The organism is Endozoicomonas sp. NE40 (genome assembly GCF_040549045.1).
Lineage (GTDB): Bacteria > Pseudomonadota > Gammaproteobacteria > Pseudomonadales > Endozoicomonadaceae > Endozoicomonas_A > Endozoicomonas_A lisbonensis.
This window is the reverse complement of the sequence record NZ_JBEWTB010000002.1, coordinates 889,334-908,447: the sequence shown is the minus strand read 5'-3', so window position 1 is coordinate 908,447 and position 19,114 is coordinate 889,334. Positions and strand designations below refer to the sequence as shown.

The window sequence follows — 19,114 nt, the reverse complement described above, 5'->3', positions numbered from 1 at the left end:
TGAACTGTGACGAGTAATTAATTTTTTACCAATTGTCAGCTGCTCCTTCTATATTTACCTTTCTCTATGTGGAGGTAACGCTCATGGATTTCGAAATTAACGGTCTGTATGCCCGTGAAATTCTTGATTCCAGAGGAAACCCTACCGTTGAGGTGGAGTGCAGCCTGATCAATGGCATGACTGCGAGGGCTTCCGTCCCGTCCGGTGCCAGCACGGGTTCCAGGGAAGCGGTTGAGCTGAGGGACGATGAAGAGGGGCGATATTCAGGCAAAGGGGTACAAAAGGCCGTTGAACTGATCAATACCGAAATAAATGAGCATTTTTATGGAGCTAATGTTCGGGATCAGTCCTGGATTGATAATCAGCTGATACAACTCGATGGTAGCCGGGATAAATCGCGTTTAGGTGCCAATGCCATTCTGGGCGTCTCTCTGGCGGCGGCAAGAGCAGCAGCTACCGCCGTACAATTACCTCTTTATCAGTATATTGGCGGAATCAGCGCTAATCTTCTGCCCGTTCCCTGCCTGAATATTATGAATGGCGGCGTTCACAGTCGCTGGCAGGGCGCTGATTTTCAGGAATATATGATTGCACCTTACGGAGCCGATACGTTTGCTGATGCTATGCGCTGGGCCAGCGAAATTTACCATGCCCTTCGTGCTGTACTGCTGGAGAAAGGGCATCATACCGGTGTTGGAGATGAAGGCGGGTTTGCGCCTCAGGTCGCTTCCAACAGGGAGCCCCTGGAACTGATGGTTGCCGGTATTGAGAAAACAGGGCTGAAACCGGGCAAGGACGTTGGAATATGTATTGATCCAGCGTCGTCTGAGTTTTACAAGGATGGAAAATATCACCTTCATACCGAGAATCGCTCGCTCACCGCTGAAGCAATGACTGACTATTATCGGGAACTGGTTGATGCTTTTCCGGTCATTCTGCTGGAAGACGGTCTGGCAGAAGACGACTGGGAGGGCTGGCCTGTGCTTAATGAGGCCCTGGGTGACCGGATTGAGATAGTGGGCGACGACATCTTTGTCACCAATGTTGAATATATTGCCAGGGGTATAGAGCTGGAAGCCGCCAATTCGGCCCTGATTAAACTGAATCAGATCGGAACACTGACGGAAACCGTGGATGCGGTGCATCTTTGCCATAGCTGCGGCTGGGGGGCTTTTGTATCGCACCGCAGCGGTGAAACCATGGATACTTTTATTGCCGACCTGACTGTGGCACTGGGAACCGGACATTTGAAAACCGGTGCGCCCTGCCGTGGCGAGCGGATAGAAAAATACAACCAGCTGATGCGAATTGAGGAAGAGCTGGGCGATATGGCGGAATATGCGGGTAAGGATGCTTTTGTTCGTCCGGTTGAGTGGTAAAAATGACTGACTTCAGGTGAAAAGCAGTACCCGGCTTTTCACCTGAAGTCAGAATTGATCTATCGATTCTTACTGACTACTTTTACCATGCATAGAGGCCTGTTGGGCATTAAACAAAATATGTTTCAGCTAATAATTGCGATTGGTATAAGTACTATCTCATTTGTTTTTTCTTTTCATCCAAACGATATAGGTTGTTGACTGTCCAGCCGGCTTTTGAACGTGACAAACGTTTTCATTTTACTTTGTTCAGGGTAAAGAAAAATGTATCCATTTTATTCAGGTTTTTCTCAATACCGGGTTTCGCGCATCATAGTCTTTTTAGGAGTTCTGTTTTTTATGCTCTCTGGCAAGGGGTGGGCATTTGAATTAGTTAAAGGCAAACCTGTTGTCATTGCAACTTTCCATGCAAATGGTAAAGTGAACTCACAAAAACTAACGAACAAACCAGAAAATTTGTTTAGCAATGGCTATGAATTAAAGGATCGCTATGGAGATTTTCCATCTTTTCTTTTAGATGGACATCTCGGGTTTGGAACCCTGGATCGCACGATGGTTGGGGCAACCTATGCAGGTAACGATCACTATCATGAATGGCAAATTTTAGTAGCCAGGGCGGGTAATATTGATGGATTCATTACGGAGTGGGGTTATGATAACGATAATAGTTCTGCCGATAAAGCAATTGAATCACATAGAAATATTTTACGCAGACTTCAAAAAGTAGATAAAGATAAGTTTTTTGTAGCCCCCATGTGGTTGCCTCACTGGTTCACAACAGAAAAAAGCAAAACGCAAGAATTCTGGGAAAAAAACTATAAAGAACAGATTTATAAAATAACGTCAAGCTTTTATCAAAATGGTGAAGGAATTACCTATGAGGGAAGGCCGTTACTTTTTGTTTTGGATTTAGGTATTATTCGTAGATCTTTAAAACGGTCACAGTTATTTAACTTTTTTGCTACAAATGAGTTTGATGATAATCCACAGTTTATTTGGCGGATGGGTGAGGCGGACAGTAGAAATTGGAGAGAACATATATCACTGATTCCTGAGGTTGTTGGTAATTTACCATGGGTTGCTCCAAGGCAGCGATTAACAAATAAAAGTGATAGAGCATTTATCAAAGACAACTTTGAAAAGTTTGGCAAACATCACGATCTTAAAACTACCATTAGGCGCCTTAATGTGCTTAACGAAAAATATAATAATCTTATTCCTCTGCGTGTTCAGTCAGTTTCACCAGGAATGGATACAAGATATTCAAACTGGAATAGAACAAAAAATGTAATAATGCGCTCTGAAAGAGGTGTTAATACTTTTGAGTTTATGTGGGATCAGGTTTTGCTTGAGTCCTATGATAAACCTGACATTGTATTGATAGAAACATTTAATGATTTTTCTGAAGGCACGCATATTGAGCCAACAGAGGCAGGCGGTTTTGATGATATTGCTATTTCTGCAAAAAAATCATGCTTGCTGAAGAAAGGTAGAGAAGTGGAAGACTATCTTTGTGACCATCAGGGAGATCAGGCAAGGCTGCTTTCATGTCATGCTGCTAAAATATATAAGTCCAGAAAACTGCTATCAATTCTGGAGAAAAATCAAGGGTCGAAAAGCCCATTGTTGAAAGAAACTGAAAGTATTGTAAATTCATGGTCTGGGTCTGTATTTGAAAAGCTGATTAATGCTTCAGGAATGTATGAATCACGATTTAAAAAAATAATTGAAGCGGCACCTTTAGGAATAAAAAAGATAGAAATTTCTGATCTGGCTTACACGCTTAGTCCTAGTGTGGCAACAAGTGAGATTGTTGTTTTTCAAAAAATGGACAGCTATAACAAAACTCGATTAGCTCAAGGTGGTGAAAATTCCACTGTAAATGGAACCGTTTCAGGTGATAGTGCTTCAGGTGATAGTGCTTCAGGTGCAACATTACCTGAAAGAGGCGATAACGGTTACCAATTTAAAATCCAACTTGGCGACAGGGCTGACTTTTTAGAAAATGACTACCAGATTTCAGCAGCCAGTATTACTCTTTCAAGAACCGGAGAATACAGTGATGAGGAAAAACCTCTGGAAGTTTATCAAGTCTATCCAGATAAAGACGACGAGCTGGTAGCTAAAATATATCTCGATAAAAAACAGAATTCACTGAATACTATTATTTCACTGGATTCTAAACACTCTGATGGTATCTTCCATAAACAATATAAAATTGTTAACCCCAGTCTTCACTTCGAACTGAACAAGATATTTATTGAGAACTATTTTAGTTCGAAATACAACGAGCCTGAGAGTGGGTGGATTGAGGCTGCAAGCCTGAGCAGGGCTTGTGATGCTTTTTGAGAGATTACTGATCGTTACTCATATTTAATTAATGTCAACGTTTACTAAAACTATTTTGCAAGAGGAAGCAAGGTTGTTTCGCTTATTAGTAAGGAAATAGCTCAATAATAACAACACAGAGAAAGGTGAAAAGCCAGGGACGTAGCTTTTCACCTTCAAGAGTATGCAATGATTGATTTTGAGTAGTGATACCTCCTGTAGCTGGCTGATAAATTTTAAAGCAATTAAGCAGCTTCCGTCGTTTTTTTTAGCGGATTCAGTGACCTGGGTTTAACGGTGATGGACTCCACTTTCCTCTGTTTTTCATAAAGGAACTTTAATACCTCTGACCTCAATCGTGTATATTCCGGGTCACTGGCTAGCGTTAGGCGGTTTCTTGGTCGTTCGAGATCAATCTCCAGAATTTCACCAATGGTGGCTGCCGGGCCATTCGTCATCATCACGATCCGGTCTGAGAGCAGGACAGCTTCATCAACATCGTGAGTAATCATAATGACGGTATTATTCAGCTCGTTCTGAATCTCCATCAACGAATCCTGCATATGCGCCCGGGTCAGGGCGTCCAGTGCGCCAAAGGGTTCGTCCATTAGCAGAATATCCGGCTGCATTGCCAGCGCCCTTGCGATGCCAACACGTTGTTTCATACCGCCGGAAATTTCACCCGGGCGCTTGTGCATAGCGTGTTCCATGTGTACCAGCTGCAGGTTGTGTTCAATCCAGTCACGCTTTTCCCGGCGGGACTTGTGCCTGCCAAATACCTGCTCCACTGCCAGTTCGACGTTTTCGTAGGCTGAGAGCCAGGGGAGCAGAGAGTGGTTCTGAAACACAACAGCACGATCCGGGCCGGGCTCTGAGATTTCTCTGCCATTAACGATGACTCCGCCTCTGGTCGCTTGATACAATCCGGCAACGATATTCAGAACCGTTGACTTACCGCAGCCGGAGTGACCGATCAGGGAGACAAATTCACCCTTGCCGATCTTCAGGTCGACTTCTTTCAAAGCGGTAAACGATCCCTTTGGGGTGGGAAATTCCATATCGATCTGGCTGATATCGAGAACAGGGTTCATGGTTTTAGTCCTTTTGTCATGATTACAGAGACGTTTTATCCCAGGAGACCAGCTTCTGCAGTTGCAGCATTGAGCGATCGAGGAGAAAGCCAATAAAGCCAATAACAAAAACCGCCGCCATAATCCGGCTCAGAGATTGTGAGCTGCCATTCTGAAACTCATCCCAGACAAACTTGCCAAGCCCCGGGTTCTGCGCCAGCATTTCTGCCGCAATCAGTACCATCCAGGCAACTCCCAGCGACAGTCGCATACCGGTGAAGATCATGGGTATGGAAGCCGGTAGAACAATTTTCTGAATATGCTTCAAGGGCGGTAGCCGCAGAACCTTGCTGACATTGTTTAAGTCATTGTCAATGGATGCGACACCGACTGCCGTATTAATCACCATGGGCCACAGGCAGCACAGCGTGACCGTGATCATTGAATTAAGGAGTGCTTTCGGAATGACCGGGTCCGGTGTCGCATACAATGCACTGACGACCATGGTCACCAGGGGCAGCCAGGCCAGGGGAGAGACGGGTTTGAAGATTTGAATGATGGGGTTGATTGCTGCATTCAGTGTTTTGCTGAGTCCAACGGCAATGCCAAGGGGAATGGCGATTAAAGCCGCCAGTAAAAAACCGCTCATGACGGTGATCAGGCTGGTGCCAATCTGGTCTAAAAAGGTTTCTTTGCCAGTATAAGCCCGGATTTTGGGGACATAAGATGGGTTCATGGCGACGCGGTCGGCATTACGCTTTTCCTGTCGTTCATAGAATGCCTGTTCTTTTTCCCGTTCCGTTGCGTGTTCCTGATACAGAGTGCCAAACTGTTGCAGGACATGACCTGCGTTGGGAAACTGTCCCAGTGACGTATTAATGTTTTGTGCGGCAATGGTCCAGAGCAGCAGAAACCCCAGTACACCGACAACCGGAGCAATGACTGACCTGAGGTTAAGTAACAACGGACTGAGTAAACGGGGCAGGGAACCCGCTGCCCTGTCGGCTTTGCCTGCCATTGGTGTGGTGGATGCCATAATAATCCAATTCCTTGCTGAGATAGGCTTTCCCTTAAAAACTCCTAGAGGGTTTCACCCTGTTTCAGGCCAATAGAGAACTTATTGATGTACTCATTAGGTTTAAGGCCGCTGTAGACAATGCCATCTATAAAATGGGTCTGAGGGGAACGGAAACCGTCTTCACTGGCAAAGTCTGGAAAGTCCTCAATGCTTGCCAGTTTTTCGGCAACCAGTGAACGGGCAGCGGCTTCATAGATATCCGGACGATAGACTTTTTTCGCAGTCTCGAAATACCATTCGTCACTCTTGTCTTCCGCAATCTGCCCCCAGCGGCGCATCTGGGTCAGGTACCAGATGGCATCGGAGTAGTAGGGATAAGTGGCGTTATAACGGAAGAATACGTTGAAATCAGGCACAGGACGTTTGTCGCCTTTTTCGTATTCAAAGGTGCCGGTCATGCTGTTAGCGATCACTTCATAGTCGGCACCGACATAGTTTGACTGTGACAGAATCTTAACGGCTTCAGGCCGGTTGGCATTGTTGTTTTCATCCAGCCACATGGCTGCCCGGATCAGCGCCCGGGTAAGGCGGATCGTTGTGTTGGGATACTTTTCAGCAAAGGCTTCCGTGATGCCAAATACTTTTTCCGGGTTGTCTTTCCAGATTTCATAGTCAGTGACCACCGGTACGCCGATGTTTTTAAAGACAGCCTGCTGGTTCCAGGGTTCTCCCACGCAATACCCGTAAATGGTGCCAGCTTCCAGGGTGGCAGGCATTTGTGGCGGTGGTGTCACGGACAGAAGAGCGTCGGCGTTTATCTGTCCAGAAGTATCGCCTTTGTGAGGAGCGTAAAATCCGGGATGAATACCGCCGGCTGCCAACCAGTAACGCAGCTCGTAGTTATGGGTGGAAACCGGAAATACCATACCCATGTTGAACGGCTTGCCTTCTGACTTGTATTTTTCCACAACCGGTTTCAGGGCATCGGCCTTAACAGGATGCTGTGGTCGTCCATCTGCCTGTTTGGGAATGTTGGGTTTCATCTGCTCCCAGATCGCATTGGATACGGTGATGCCATTGCCATTCAGGTCCATGGAAAAGGGCGTGATGATACGCGCTCTGGTGCCATAACCAATGCTGGCAGCAATAGGCTGGCCAGCCAGCATGTGGGCGCCGTCAAGACGGCCATCAATAACGCCATCAAGCAATACTTTCCAGTTAGCCTGCGCCTCAATGGAGACGTATAGCCCTTCGTCTTCAAAAAAACCTTTTTCGTAGGCAATGGCAATAGGCGCCATATCTGTAAGCTTTATAAAGCCGAACGTCAGCTCTTCTTTTTCCGGCCAGCCCGGTTCCTGAGCGTTTGCTGAGGCGGCAATGACGCCTGCCATAATCAGACTTCTGACAGCCAGCTTTTTCAACCAGTTCATTATTCTTCTCCCTGAGTTATTGTTGGGTTTAAACCTGATCATTCAAAAGCTGTGCCAAAATTTATGCAGCCTTCTTATGAGGGTTTTGTGTAGTTCCGGTTAAATAATGCACGGTAAATGTGCGTTTTTTTGCCGGTGAGAGTAATCCTTGTGCAAACCGGGTCAGAATTGAAAATCTGTTCTGTCTCTGATAACCGGGCTGCGATAAGATCGGGACAGGCTGTGGGAGAAAAATGATGAAGCTACAGTTTCTTGGCGCAACAGGCACCGTCACCGGGTCGAAGTACCTTGTTGAATTCAGTGACCGGAAAATTCTGGTGGACTGCGGACTCTATCAGGGCATCAAGCAATACCGGCAAATGAACTGGAAGGATTTGCCAGTAAAACCGGGTGATCTGGATGCCATTGTCCTTACCCATGCTCACCTTGATCACAGTGGCTATCTGCCTCTGCTAGTCAGGAAGGGGTTTACCGGGCCGGTTTATGCAACGCCCGGAACCTGCGAGTTGTGCAAAATCCTGTTGCCTGACTCCGGCTTTCTGCAGGAAGAAGATGCCCGCTATGCTGCCCGGCATGGTTTTTCCAGACACAGTTCACCTCTGCCTCTGTATACAGAAGAAGATGCCCTGCAGGCATTGAAGCAACTGAATGCCGCCAGTTTTGGTGATATTCACAAACTGTTTGATAACGTCACTGTCAGGTTCCGGCCTGCTGGCCATATTCTTGGAGCGGCTTCTGTTGAGGTATTTGATGGTAGTCGTTTACTGGTGTTCTCCGGAGATGTCGGTCGTCCTGATGACCTGATAATGTACCCGCCAGAGCCTCTGAAGCGGGCTGACTATCTTGTTGTAGAGTCGACCTATGGTGACAGGGAACATCAGAAGGTGGATGCTAAAGATGCCATTGCTCAGGTGATTACCTCGACCGCCAGAAACGGTGGCTCTGTCCTGATTCCTGCTTTTGCTGTTGGCAGGGCGCAGATGATCCTGCATCTGCTGGAGTGTTTAAAAGCTAAGAACCGGATTCCTGACCTGCCAGTTTACCTGAACAGTCCCATGGCGATTAAAGCGACAGAAGTCTTTCATCGTTTTCACGAAAGACACCGGCTGACCAGAGACGACTGTGAGCGTATTGATGCCATGACCCGCTATGTGCGAACCGTAGAAGAGTCAATGAAGCTTGCGGCGCAGAACTACCCGGCGATTATTGTATCCGCCAGCGGAATGGCAAGTGGTGGCAGGGTGTTGCACCATCTTAAGCAGATGCTGCCTAATCATCGTAATACCGTTTTATTTGCCGGTTATCAGTCTATGGCAACCCGGGGGGAGAAACTGGTACACGGTGCCAGCAGTGTTCGTATTCACGGGCAGGATATTCCTGTGAAGGCAAGGGTTTGTCATTTTGATGCCTTCTCTGCTCATGCTGATGCCAACCAGATTGTCGAGTGGCTGCGCAGCATCCGGACACCACCGCAGCAGGTGTTTGTGACACACGGGGAAGCTGATGCGGCTTCGGCAATGTCTGAGAAAATCAGTCGGGAACTGGGCTGGAATGCCCGGGTTCCTGAGCTGGGAGAGCGGGTTGCGCTATAAGTGGCAGGACAACCTTAAGCCCTAAAGTGCAGATGTAGCCTGATATCGACTCAGGGCATTAGTGATTTTCTCAAACAGGCTAACGGTTAACTCCAGTCCCTGCCCTTTTACCCCCACTATCTTTGGGTTCGAAAGCTTCTGGTTAAGGGTAGGGTTTGATGAATCGCAAATATTAAAAATGCTTGCATTTATGTTGCAAACCTTAACCCCCAGCAGCCAGACCAGGTTGCCTTCCAATAAAAAATTTGTAGCGGGAGGGAGCTGAGGTACCTTGGTGAGTCTGATGTCGTTTCTGATACGGTTTTCCATGGTTGTCAGCTGGTTCTCGTTAACAACTTCAAGGGTCGCTGCTTCAAAGACAGGGTTTATCATTGGGGCATCGTAGAAAGAGTCACCAGCGGCTATCAGCAGACCTTTTTTTCCTTTTAGAAACTGCTTCTTAAGCAGAAGGCTCAGTAGCAACCGGGCGGCAGTGCCTTTGTTCAGGGCAACTCCATTGAAGCTGTAGTAGAGGATATCGTTCGTTGTTTTATAAAAAAGTGCTATGAATTGCATCATGGGGAGCGTATTAAACGGCCCTGTGATCAATGGGCTTCCCGAATTTTTGCGTGTGAGTATTATGGGGAGCCTTGTTTTCGAGCCACTTGAGTGATAGTGGTTACTAATCACGAAACTAGAAAGGACATTGGGCAATGCTTTTAAATCGTCCTCGCGCCACTGGTCAAGAGCGGCATTGATTTCTATAAGATCCGGAACTGTTGCAAAATCATCAGATGCCAACTCAATATGACCACCACCACCTGTTATGATGGCCCTTGCGGCAGGTAATTGGTATGTGATGTTATTCCCATAAGGCCCATCTGCCTCTGCCTGAATCGTTCTGTGGGGGCGCTCAAACGACAGGTCAGATCGGGCAGTATTGTAGAAAAGGTAAATGTTAGGATGCTCCCTGATGAACGCGTCAAGACGATCCAGTATTTTCTGCTGGTTTTCAGGGCTGTCAGATAGATTGTCTAAAGTGGGAGGGGGCAGGAAATGTATCATTACCCCATCAATATCCAGTTCAAGAATCAGAACAATATCCGGATGGCTTTTTAGCCAGTTATCAAGCTTATTCAAAGTGGTATTCAGACGGCCACTCAATTTTTCAAAATGAACATCTCTGAAAAAAGGTACAGCTTCTTGGGATTCCTGGTCATAATCCTCTTCTTCCGAGCTGAAGTCTTGATCGTTAAAGTTCTGGTGTTGAGGGAGCTGATTTTTTTTATTACCCCTTGGAACAGCTTTTATGCCCGCTTCATAAGGCTCAAACAGAGGTGATACAAATAATTCAATGGTTTGCTTTAGAAGCGTTTCAGGAGGGCTTTCCGATATGAATGCCGGATAATTCCGGAGCGTTCGCTCTGATAAAATCCCCCCTCTTGCCGAACCTGATAAAGAATAACCAGAGATCGACAGAATGATCAGCGTGAATAAAACGTACGCTGTACGCATGATATTCCTTCCTTTTTTGACTGTATGAATATTCAATCAGAAAATTTAGCAGCAAAGTCAGGAAGGGGTTAACTGAGTCATTGAAAATAATTCATTTTTTAAGAATGGTATGTTGTCAGCAGAATTCGGTTAAGTGATTATCGAGTCAGGGCTATTTCCACTGGCACAGCAGGTTTTCAACGCTTGTTAGCTCAATCTGATGTTCAAAGCGTGCAAAAAGAGTTTTTTTTAACAGCCATCTGAGTTTCAGCTGTTGAGCCCGCTACACCATCGGTGACCACAATCGTTCGATAATGCTTATCAACAGATGCTAATACTGTTGCTAACACACAGTAATTGGTTTTTACCCCGGTAAAAATTAGAGTATCAGGTTGTCGTTTGTCCAGTAACTCTGTGAACGCATTACTTTCAAAGGCTGAATAGGTGGTTTTCTCCACTACATTCGCTGGAGGAATAAAGCGTAACAGAGGGTCAATAAGATCGAACATTTCGCTATTCAGTGATCCCAGAGTACTGCTTACCCACTGTCGATAACATTCCTGCCATAAAGCTCCGGTCATCTCTTCTCTGTCTGGTTTCACGTAACGCGTAAATACAGTGTTCTCTGGCTGGAGGGCTGTGATTTTACCCACAACAGGGATAATTGATGGGAAGTCAGGGCAGAAAAAAGTACCCGGTTCAGCAAACATCCGCTGCATATCAATGGCGACATGAAACGCGTCATCGGCAATTGCACCAAAACGAAGTTGATTAACCATCATAAGAGAAGCCCGGCACATGATTCTCACTATTATATCAAATCAACTGAAGCGGCATTATGTCTGATTCGTCTGCTGAAGGAAGTGGGTTGGCGATAATGGAACAGGCATATGAGCCAGGAAGCAGAGGAGTTTTTTACTGTTTGTGATCGTAGTTGACTGGTACATAAGTCATAACTGTAGCTGAATGAGAATCATCGGTTTCAGGCCCGTATTTAAAAGTGAAAATAAGTAAATATAAAGGTCAGACTCAGTCTAGACTATGCCCACAATTTTGAATAAATGTTAAATTTACCGGTTGGCGGTGTCTCTATGCTGTTCGAATGGACTGTTTCCTTAGCTATAGCATTCTCCGGTGGTTTGTTTCCGGTTGAGGAAAAAAGAATACTGGAGCCAATGTTATTGCTTGCATTCGCCTATGTACATTCGACTCCTGAAGAAGTGCATCAGGTATTCATTGACACGACAGACCTGGATTATTACCAGGAACCAGAACTGCCGCCAGAAGATGGGATATTGAGCGAATATGAAAAAGCGTTACAGGAATGGTCCAGATCTTATTCTATAGATCAGAACCTGAGCTTTGAAAACCAGTTTCCCGATAGAGAGGTAGATGAGGAATCACGGAAAGAGAGGCTAGATGCTCCCGGGAGGCTCGGCAAGGTAGCTGTTTTATGGTTCCCTGATTTTAACAATTTATTGCGACAGGCTCCTGATGGTGAGGCAAGCAATGACGACACCAAAAAAGAAGAAAGCAATGAAGATAAACAGGATGAATCCGATGCAGATGAAGAAACCCAGTCTGAGGATGATAGTGGTCAGCCTTCGGGGGAGCCTGCCTCATTGAGTACACGGGTTGCGGCACGGATTGCAACGATGCGCAGTACTGCAAAACGACTCGGATCTGGCACTTATGGAGAGGTTTTTTTGGGGGCTCTGAACCAGGACGGAAAGCGAATAAGAATTGCTGCCAAAGTAATGAAAAAGCCCGGGAGGCGTGCCTTTCATAATCTGGACCGTGAAAGACGGTGGCTGCAAGTGCTTGATCACCCTGGCATTGTCAAGCTGATTGCCTATGAATCAGACGAAGTCAGAAATCTGGTGATTTATCTTGAGTATTTGCCTTACGGCTTCTATCAGCTGATTGTTAGTAAGGAGCCAGCTCAGAAGTTTACAGGGCTAAATAACAATGTGTTATCAGAGAAGGGATTAATCAATGTTTTCTTCTGTCTCCATGAAGTTCTGAGGTATCTGCGGCGGTGGGACATTATGTATTTTGACCTGCATAGTGGAAACCTGCGTTTCAATGAGAACGGCACCTTGAAGCTGATTGATTTTGGCCTGTTGTTGCAATATGACAAAAGTGAGGGGTTCTCCGACGCTGAAAAAAGCTACTACCTGGCACCGGAGATTCGTGCAGGACAAGAAGTGACGACTAAAGGGCAATTATTTAGCTTTGGTCTCTTAATGATACAATTGCTACACAATAAGTATATTGAGAACTCTCCCGAGGTTCAGGAATACATAGATAACAAGCGTCCAATGGATCAAAGTGAATTGCTTCGAAAGATGATTGTTTGCTGGGGTGAAGATATTGTTAGTGAGTACGCGTCATTACTAGATGATATTGGCTTCCCATGTTGCGAGTCTGACCCAGATAAGCGCCCTGATTTTGATGATGTGTCCACTATGCTGGATGAAATAGCAGATGCCATTGACCGAATAATGGATCCGGAATTTACACCTTCAGGCCTTATAGAGTTTGAGGGAGAGGCGAAAAAGGTTATTGAAGGTCATGGTAAGGATGTCGATGCCTATCCTCCTGTCAAGAAGCAAAGGCTGGAATATGATCAGATAGTCCCCGGATACTAAAGTCGATGGTGTGTAATACCAATCGCAGTTATTAACTATTCTATTGCGCTGACTTTTCAGCCGGTTATCCAGCGTTGGCGATCGTCGCCATAGCTAAGGCTATGACTCCTCACGCCGTCTTGTCTAACCGGCGGAAAAGTCATGCTCATGACGAAGCTAATAACTTTGATTGGTATAAATCATCCCAAACCTGTTTTAGCATCATAGTCCGGTGGCTGAAAAATAATTATTAACTAACCTGATAAGCCTTATACTTCATTTATTTGGTTTCTATGATCATTGAATGTGTGCTTTCCGGGGCTATCGTTTTATCAGGTGCATTTTATCCGGGTAATGAAAAAAATTTACTGGATCCTTTGCTGTTGCTGGCTTTTACCTATATGCGTTCCATGCCCGAAGAAGTAGATTCAACGTTAATAGAGATATCCGATGATAACTTTGTTGCTGAAGAGCCTTTTCATGAAGACAATCGTGATTTAATCACTGATTTATGGGGTGATGAAGAAGCTGGTGTGGATTCAGAAGATGATGAATACTCGGTTAAATCATTTGCACGACCGTTTTGCGCCTGCCATACATTGCCGTGGTCAGTTAATTATGAGAAATATGTACGACATTCACCGTCAAGTGAAGGCAGTGCTGGTACTGAGCAGCCGGAAGCTGACAATAACCAGGAAGACAGCCAGCCTGAAGAAGAAAGTTGTACGACGCCTCAAGTACAGGAAGCAAGTCAGCAGTCTTCCAGTGAAACGCCAGGCGAGCGTTCCTTAAAACAAGCGATAGAGTGTTGGCGAAGCAAAGCTCTTCTTATTGGGAGTGGTACATTTAGTGATGCTTTCCTGTTGCAGCGCGTTAAAGACGGTGTACAGAAAAAAATTGTTGCTAAAGTAAGAAAAACAGTTACAAACCAGACAGACGATCAACTCGTTGAAAACCTTTTAAAAGAAGTAAGGCAGCTTTTACAGCTCAAACACCAGGGGATAGTAAAGTTGATTGCTCATGAGGAAAATAAGTCAGAAAAACTGGTTGTACTGTATCTGGAGTACCTGCCTTATAGCTTTAAAGAGCTTATACTGAGTTCCCAGCGTTTTGAGAAACTTAAAGAATTTAAGTGCCGGTTATCTGCCCACGGATTTGGCGATATGTTTATGTGTATTCTTGATGCGCTGGAGTACTTGCATGAGAAGAATGTTCTCTATATTGATCTGAAGAGTTCGAATCTGATGTTTAATGAAGACGGGGAGGTGAAACTCATTGATTTTGGTTCTCTGTTTAAAGTAGAACCTGAATCAAAGCCATCCAGTGTTATTAAATGTTATCATCTGGCACCAGAAATAAGAGCAGGAGGGCTGGTAACAAAAAGAGGGCAAATGTATGGAGTGGGCCTGTTGATTATTGAGGTTCTACTGAGCAAGTATCTTGAAGACAGAGAAAATATTCAGTATCTCATTGGATTAGCGCAGAGAAGTCAGCAGAAGTATTTAATACGGAGTCTTGTAATAAAATGGGGTGAGTTTGCTGTTGAACAATACATTAAAGTTTTGAAAGAAGTAGCGTACCCCTGTTGCTGTATAAAACCTGAAAATCGTCCATCTATTGAAGCAGTAAAAGATTGTCTGGAGAGGGTGATGGAGGATATTGATCTGAACGAAGCTGATTCAGATGACGACTCTTCTGATGTTGATGAGCAAGCTGAGGATGAAAGTTCACCGGTTAAAGAACAGAAAGTTGAACCAGTGGGTGAGGAGCCTGAAAATGATTAAAATATATGTTCTTACTTTGTTGCAATGTATGAAATACTGCCTTTGGATCCATACTTAAAATACAGATCATTAACCAGGCGAAAATATTCATCATATTCAAAGGGGCTTAATAAATATCGGTTCGATAAATCCATAATATTCAGCCTCCATGGATAAAGGGATGCGTAATTGGCTAATAAGGCGATAGAGGAGGAGATAATTGGAGAGAATATTATCAAACCATTTTTTTTACAAAAAAAATCAAGATTTTCATAAAAAAACGGTTCCCGATATATTTTACCAGGCAAACCTTCACATAAGATAAATTGATACCGTTCAAACATTTCCATGTGCATACGACAAGTCTTGGTGATGTCACCTAAAATATCGGGTTCCATCTCACTGCTGATATCCATGGTATCACAACCTAAATGCCCCCCTGGATGGGTATGTCCGGATCCACAGCCAATGACTAACTTATTGCTACTGGGTACCTTGTTGAAAGTCAACATGATTAAGTTACCATTATGAGAGGCCATTTACGCAATGGGTATTAAACCTCTTGTCTGCCGGAAATGTTGAACGATATTAACCTGAAGAAGAGAAAAATAAACGATGCGCCTGTCAATAAGGCACATCGTTATAGTGGTTTTAGCCCAGCTTCTTCTTCAGAATCTGGTTAACCATTCCCGGATTAGCCTTGCCTTTGGAAGCCTTCATTGCCTGCCCCACAAAGAAGCCGATCATTTTTCCGCGCTTTTCAGGAGGTGCGGCACGATAGTTTTCGACCTGTTGGGCATTGACTGCCAGAACTTCATCGATCATGGCTTCAATGGCACCGGTGTCGGTGACCTGTTTCAGGCCTTTCTTCTCGATGACTTCGTCAGCGTCTTTGCCTTCACCGTTCCACAAGGCTTCAAACACCTTCTTGGCAATGTTGCCGGAAATAGTGTTGTCCTTGATACGGACGATCAGGCCTGCCAGCATCTCAGCGGTGACCGGGCTGTCAGAAATGGTGATTTCATTGGTGTTCAGGGACCGGGACACTTCACCCAGTACCCAGTTGGATGCCAGCTTGGCATCACTGCCTTTAGCAGCGGCTTCAAAGAAGGTTGCTGTTGCCTGATCACCGGACAGGATGTCCGCGTCCACATCACTCAGTCCAAACTCGCTGATAAAACGGGCTTTTTTCGCATCGGGCATTTCCGGCATGTCAGCACGCAGTTTTTCCAGACGGCTGTCTTCAATCACTACCGGCAGCAGGTCCGGGCAGGGGAAGTAACGATAGTCATTGGCTTCTTCCTTGCTGCGCATGGAGCGGGCTTCACCAGTGTCACCGTTGTACAGGCGGGTTTCCTGAACGATTTTACCGCCGTCTTCCAGCACATCAATCTGGCGTTCCACTTCTTTCAGAATCGCGGCTTCCATGAACTTGAAGGAGTTCAGGTTTTTGGTTTCGGTACGGGTACCGAATTCTTCCTGACCTTTCGGACGAACAGAAACGTTAACGTCGAAGCGCATGGAGCCCTGGGACATGTTACCGTCGCAGATGCCCAGCGTGGTGACGATGGAGTGCAGTTTTTTGGCAAAGGCAACGGCTTCTTCTGCATTGCGCAGATCAGGTTCGGTCACGATTTCGATCAGTGGCGTGCCTGCGCGGTTCAGGTCGATACCGGACATGCCGTGATAGTCTTCGTGCAGACTTTTACCTGCGTCTTCTTCCAGATGCGCATGATGGATGCGAATGCTCTTGCTGGAGCCATCTTTCAGGGTGATGTCAACATGACCCGCACCAACGATAGGTTTGTCCAGCTGGGTGGTCTGGTAGCCTTTTGGCAGGTCCGGGTAGAAGTAGTTTTTACGCTCGAATACGTTGACACGATTGATCTCGGCATCAATACCCAGACCAAATTTGATGGCCATGTTAATGGCTTCTTCGTTCACGACGGGCAGTACACCCGGCAGACCCAGGTCGACGGCGCAGGCCTGGGTGTTTGGTTCAGCACCGAACGCCGTGGACGCGCCGGAGAAAATTTTGGTTCTGGTTGCGAGCTGTACGTGAATTTCCAGCCCGATCACTGTTTCCCATTGCATTGTATGTTACCTCGGTATCAGGCTGTAAATGGACTGGCTTTGTGGAAGTCGGTGGCTTGCTGGAAGCGATGTGCAGCATTCAGCAGGCGGCCTTCATCGAAATGACGACCAATCATCTGCAGACCCACCGGACGACCCTCAACAATACCCGCAGGCACCGACATACCTGGCAGGCCCGCCAGGTTAACAGACAGTGTATAGATATCGGACAGGTACATGGCTACCGGGTCGTCGCTCTTTTCACCAATGTTAAACGCTGGTGTTGGTGCGTTTGGCCCCATAATGATGTCGCACTGTTCGAAGGCATTCATGAAGTCGTCACGAATCATACGGCGGATTTGCTGTGCCTTGCGGTAGTAGGCATCGTAGTAACCGGCAGACAGGGCATAGGTACCCACCAGAATACGACGTTTGACTTCTTCACCAAAACCTTCGCTGCGGCTGCGTTTGTACATATCCATCAGGTCAGCCGGGTTTTCACAGCGATGACCAAAACGCGCACCGTCGAAACGGGACAGGTTGGTGGAAGCCTCTGCTGGCGCAATCACGTAATAGGATGGAATGGACAGCTCCAGATTTGGCAGGCTGACTTCTTTTACGGTTGCGCCCAGCTTTTCGTATTCAGCAACGGCATCACGAATGCGCTGTTCAACCGCAGCGTCCAGACCTGTGGAGAAGTACTCTTTTGGCAGGCCAATGGTCATGCCTTCCAGAGAGTCGTTCAGGGTGGTGGTGTAGTCCGGCACTTCACGGTCCATGCAGGTGGAATCGCGATGATCAAAGCCTGCCATGGTATTCAGCATCAGGGCGCAGTCTTCAGCGGTCTGTGCCATCGGGCCTGCCTGGTCAAGGCTGGATGCGTAGGCGATCATGCCATAACGGGATACACGACCATAGGTTGGTTTCAGACCAGTAATGCCGCAGTGAGAAGCTGGCTGACGAATGGAGCCGCCAGTGTCAGTACCGGTAGCGCCGGCCGCCAGACGGGCAGCTACACAGGCAGCGGAACCACCGGATGATCCGCCGGGAATGGCTTGGGTATCCCAGGGGTTTTTCACGGCTCCGTAATGGCTGTTTTCATTGGAAGAGCCCATGGCGAATTCGTCCATGTTGGTTTTACCCAGCATAACGGCACTGGCTTCCCTGAACTTGCGGGTCACGGTGGATTCGTAAGGGGCTACAAAGTTGTCCAGAATATTGGAGCCGCAGGTGGTTTTAACGCCTTCGGTGCAGAACAGGTCTTTGTGAGCAACAGGGATACCGGTCAGGGCTGTGGCGTCACCGGCTGCACGACGCTCGTCAGCTTCTTTTGCCTGCGCCAGTGCCAGCTCTTCAGTGACAGTGATGTAACTGTTGTAATCGCTGTCCAGCTGTCTGATGCGGTCCAGGTAGGTCTGTGTCAGTTCAACACTGGACAGTTCGCCTGACTTAAGAGCCTGGCTTTGTTCGGAAAGAGTTTTTTCGTACATGATCTTCGTCAATCGCAGAGTTTCAGGAGTGGGTCTGGTTGCTTCTGGTTATCACTCGATAACTTTGGGTACCAGAAACAGGCCGTCCTCGACTGCAGGCGCGCAGCTCTGCAGTTTTTCGCGATTATTGGGCTCGGTCACAACATCTTCACGCAGACGCTGGGTAGCGTCCAGAGGGTGGGCCATAGGCTCTACGTTGTCAGTATTGACAGACTGCATCTGGTCCACCATATCCAGAATTTTACTGATGGTGCCAGCGGTGGCTTCTACCTGACTGTCATCAATAGACAGGCGTGCCAAATGGGCAACCTTCTGAATTTCAGAGGCATCAATAGCCATGGCGATCTCCGGAATCGGGTGCTTGAATCGGGGGAACGTATTTGCACTGACAGGCAAGTGTCAGTGCAAATATCAAAAATAATCGCTAAATGTATGGTCTATGGGGAGGAATCTCAAGGTGTTGGCGTGATTAAGTTGAGATTTAATCAATAAACCGGGCTGCCACCTGATCAACGCAACACAGTCGGGGAAACTCACAATTATTTAAAAAAATTGACCAAACTGACACAAACCTTGCGTAACTATTGATCTAAGTGGTTTTCACCTGAGCAACTTTCCGGTAACTTTTATGTACGACGGGATTAATTCACTATGCTTGTAGTTTTTGTGACATGAAGTGGTGAATTATTCAGTGACTGGCAAAGATTATGCGTATTCTTCAGAGCCGGTTTCACTGGACAGGTGTATTTCAGGCTGTTAGCTGTTCACCACACCGAACCAGGCTGGTTTATGAGGTAAATACCCTGTCAGAACAAAGAAGTGCTAGGATTTGATGCTTGCTCTGAATATCATGCGTTGATAGAGTTTG

General features: G+C 46.4%; 14 protein-coding genes. 5 read left to right on the top strand and 9 right to left on the bottom strand.

Annotated elements, in window-relative coordinates; genetic code table 11:
• Positions 1–83 precede the first annotated feature (83 nt).
• Both eno and V5J35_RS05035 read left to right on the top strand, forming a co-directional pair.
• Positions 84–1,379: a phosphopyruvate hydratase gene (gene eno, locus V5J35_RS05040; protein WP_354010211.1), complete on the top strand. Its 1,296-nt coding sequence runs from the start codon at positions 84–86 to the stop codon at positions 1,377–1,379.
• Positions 1,380–1,643: 264 nt separating this feature from the next.
• Positions 1,644–3,728 carry a glycoside hydrolase family 71/99 protein gene (locus tag V5J35_RS05035; RefSeq protein ID WP_354010210.1) on the top strand — a complete coding sequence of 695 codons (2,085 nt, stop codon included), beginning with the start codon at positions 1,644–1,646 and terminating at the stop codon, positions 3,726–3,728.
• Between the two features lie 224 nt (positions 3,729–3,952).
• On the opposite strand, the gene V5J35_RS05030 is transcribed toward V5J35_RS05035, so the two are convergent.
• Genes V5J35_RS05030 through V5J35_RS05020 form a run of 3 tightly spaced genes read right to left on the bottom strand, consistent with a single transcriptional unit; the run spans position 3,953 to position 7,186 of the window.
• Positions 3,953–4,798, bottom strand: a complete 846-nt coding sequence (locus V5J35_RS05030; RefSeq protein WP_354010209.1) for an ABC transporter ATP-binding protein — start codon at positions 4,796–4,798, stop codon at positions 3,953–3,955.
• A gap of 22 nt (positions 4,799–4,820) precedes the next feature.
• Positions 4,821–5,813: an ABC transporter permease gene (locus tag V5J35_RS05025; RefSeq protein ID WP_354010208.1), complete on the bottom strand. Its 993-nt coding sequence runs from the start codon at positions 5,811–5,813 to the stop codon at positions 4,821–4,823.
• Positions 5,814–5,857: 44 nt separating this feature from the next.
• Positions 5,858–7,186 carry a CmpA/NrtA family ABC transporter substrate-binding protein gene (locus tag V5J35_RS05020; RefSeq protein ID WP_354011370.1) on the bottom strand — a complete coding sequence of 443 codons (1,329 nt, stop codon included), beginning with the start codon at positions 7,184–7,186 and terminating at the stop codon, positions 5,858–5,860.
• 272 nt (positions 7,187–7,458) lie between these two features.
• On the opposite strand from V5J35_RS05020, the gene V5J35_RS05015 reads away from it, so the two are divergent.
• Positions 7,459–8,817, top strand: coding sequence for an MBL fold metallo-hydrolase (locus V5J35_RS05015; protein WP_354010207.1), 1,359 nt, complete (start codon positions 7,459–7,461; stop codon positions 8,815–8,817).
• Positions 8,818–8,838: 21 nt separating this feature from the next.
• Here the strand turns inward: V5J35_RS05015 and V5J35_RS05010 are convergent, their stop codons facing one another.
• Positions 8,839–10,311, bottom strand: coding sequence for a hypothetical protein (locus tag V5J35_RS05010; RefSeq protein WP_354010206.1), 1,473 nt, complete (start codon positions 10,309–10,311; stop codon positions 8,839–8,841).
• A 203-nt stretch (positions 10,312–10,514) separates the two neighbouring features.
• On the bottom strand, positions 10,515–11,072 hold the full coding sequence (locus V5J35_RS05005; RefSeq protein WP_354010205.1) for a cysteine hydrolase family protein: 558 nt from the start codon (positions 11,070–11,072) through the stop codon (positions 10,515–10,517).
• Positions 11,073–11,351: 279 nt separating this feature from the next.
• On the opposite strand from V5J35_RS05005, the gene V5J35_RS05000 reads away from it, so the two are divergent.
• Both V5J35_RS05000 and V5J35_RS04995 read left to right on the top strand, forming a co-directional pair.
• Positions 11,352–12,941 carry a protein kinase domain-containing protein gene (locus V5J35_RS05000; protein ID WP_354016282.1) on the top strand — a complete coding sequence of 530 codons (1,590 nt, stop codon included), beginning with the start codon at positions 11,352–11,354 and terminating at the stop codon, positions 12,939–12,941.
• A gap of 272 nt (positions 12,942–13,213) precedes the next feature.
• Positions 13,214–14,704 (top strand): protein kinase domain-containing protein, encoded by a 1,491-nt coding sequence (locus V5J35_RS04995; protein WP_354010203.1) that lies wholly within the window; start codon positions 13,214–13,216, stop codon positions 14,702–14,704.
• A gap of 11 nt (positions 14,705–14,715) precedes the next feature.
• Here the strand turns inward: V5J35_RS04995 and V5J35_RS04990 are convergent, their stop codons facing one another.
• The 4 genes from V5J35_RS04990 to gatC all read right to left on the bottom strand — a co-directional run bounded on the left by V5J35_RS04990 (position 14,716) and on the right by gatC (position 18,585).
• Positions 14,716–15,195 (bottom strand): hypothetical protein, encoded by a 480-nt coding sequence (locus tag V5J35_RS04990; protein ID WP_354010202.1) that lies wholly within the window; start codon positions 15,193–15,195, stop codon positions 14,716–14,718.
• 139 nt (positions 15,196–15,334) lie between these two features.
• Positions 15,335–16,777 carry an Asp-tRNA(Asn)/Glu-tRNA(Gln) amidotransferase subunit GatB gene (gatB, locus tag V5J35_RS04985; RefSeq protein ID WP_354010201.1) on the bottom strand — a complete coding sequence of 481 codons (1,443 nt, stop codon included), beginning with the start codon at positions 16,775–16,777 and terminating at the stop codon, positions 15,335–15,337.
• Positions 16,778–16,794: 17 nt separating this feature from the next.
• A complete protein-coding gene (gene gatA, locus V5J35_RS04980; RefSeq protein ID WP_354010200.1) occupies positions 16,795–18,246 on the bottom strand; it encodes an Asp-tRNA(Asn)/Glu-tRNA(Gln) amidotransferase subunit GatA in 1,452 nt (483 codons plus the stop codon).
• A 51-nt stretch (positions 18,247–18,297) separates the two neighbouring features.
• Positions 18,298–18,585: an Asp-tRNA(Asn)/Glu-tRNA(Gln) amidotransferase subunit GatC gene (gene gatC / locus V5J35_RS04975; protein WP_354010199.1), complete on the bottom strand. Its 288-nt coding sequence runs from the start codon at positions 18,583–18,585 to the stop codon at positions 18,298–18,300.
• Positions 18,586–19,114: the final 529 nt, after the last annotated feature.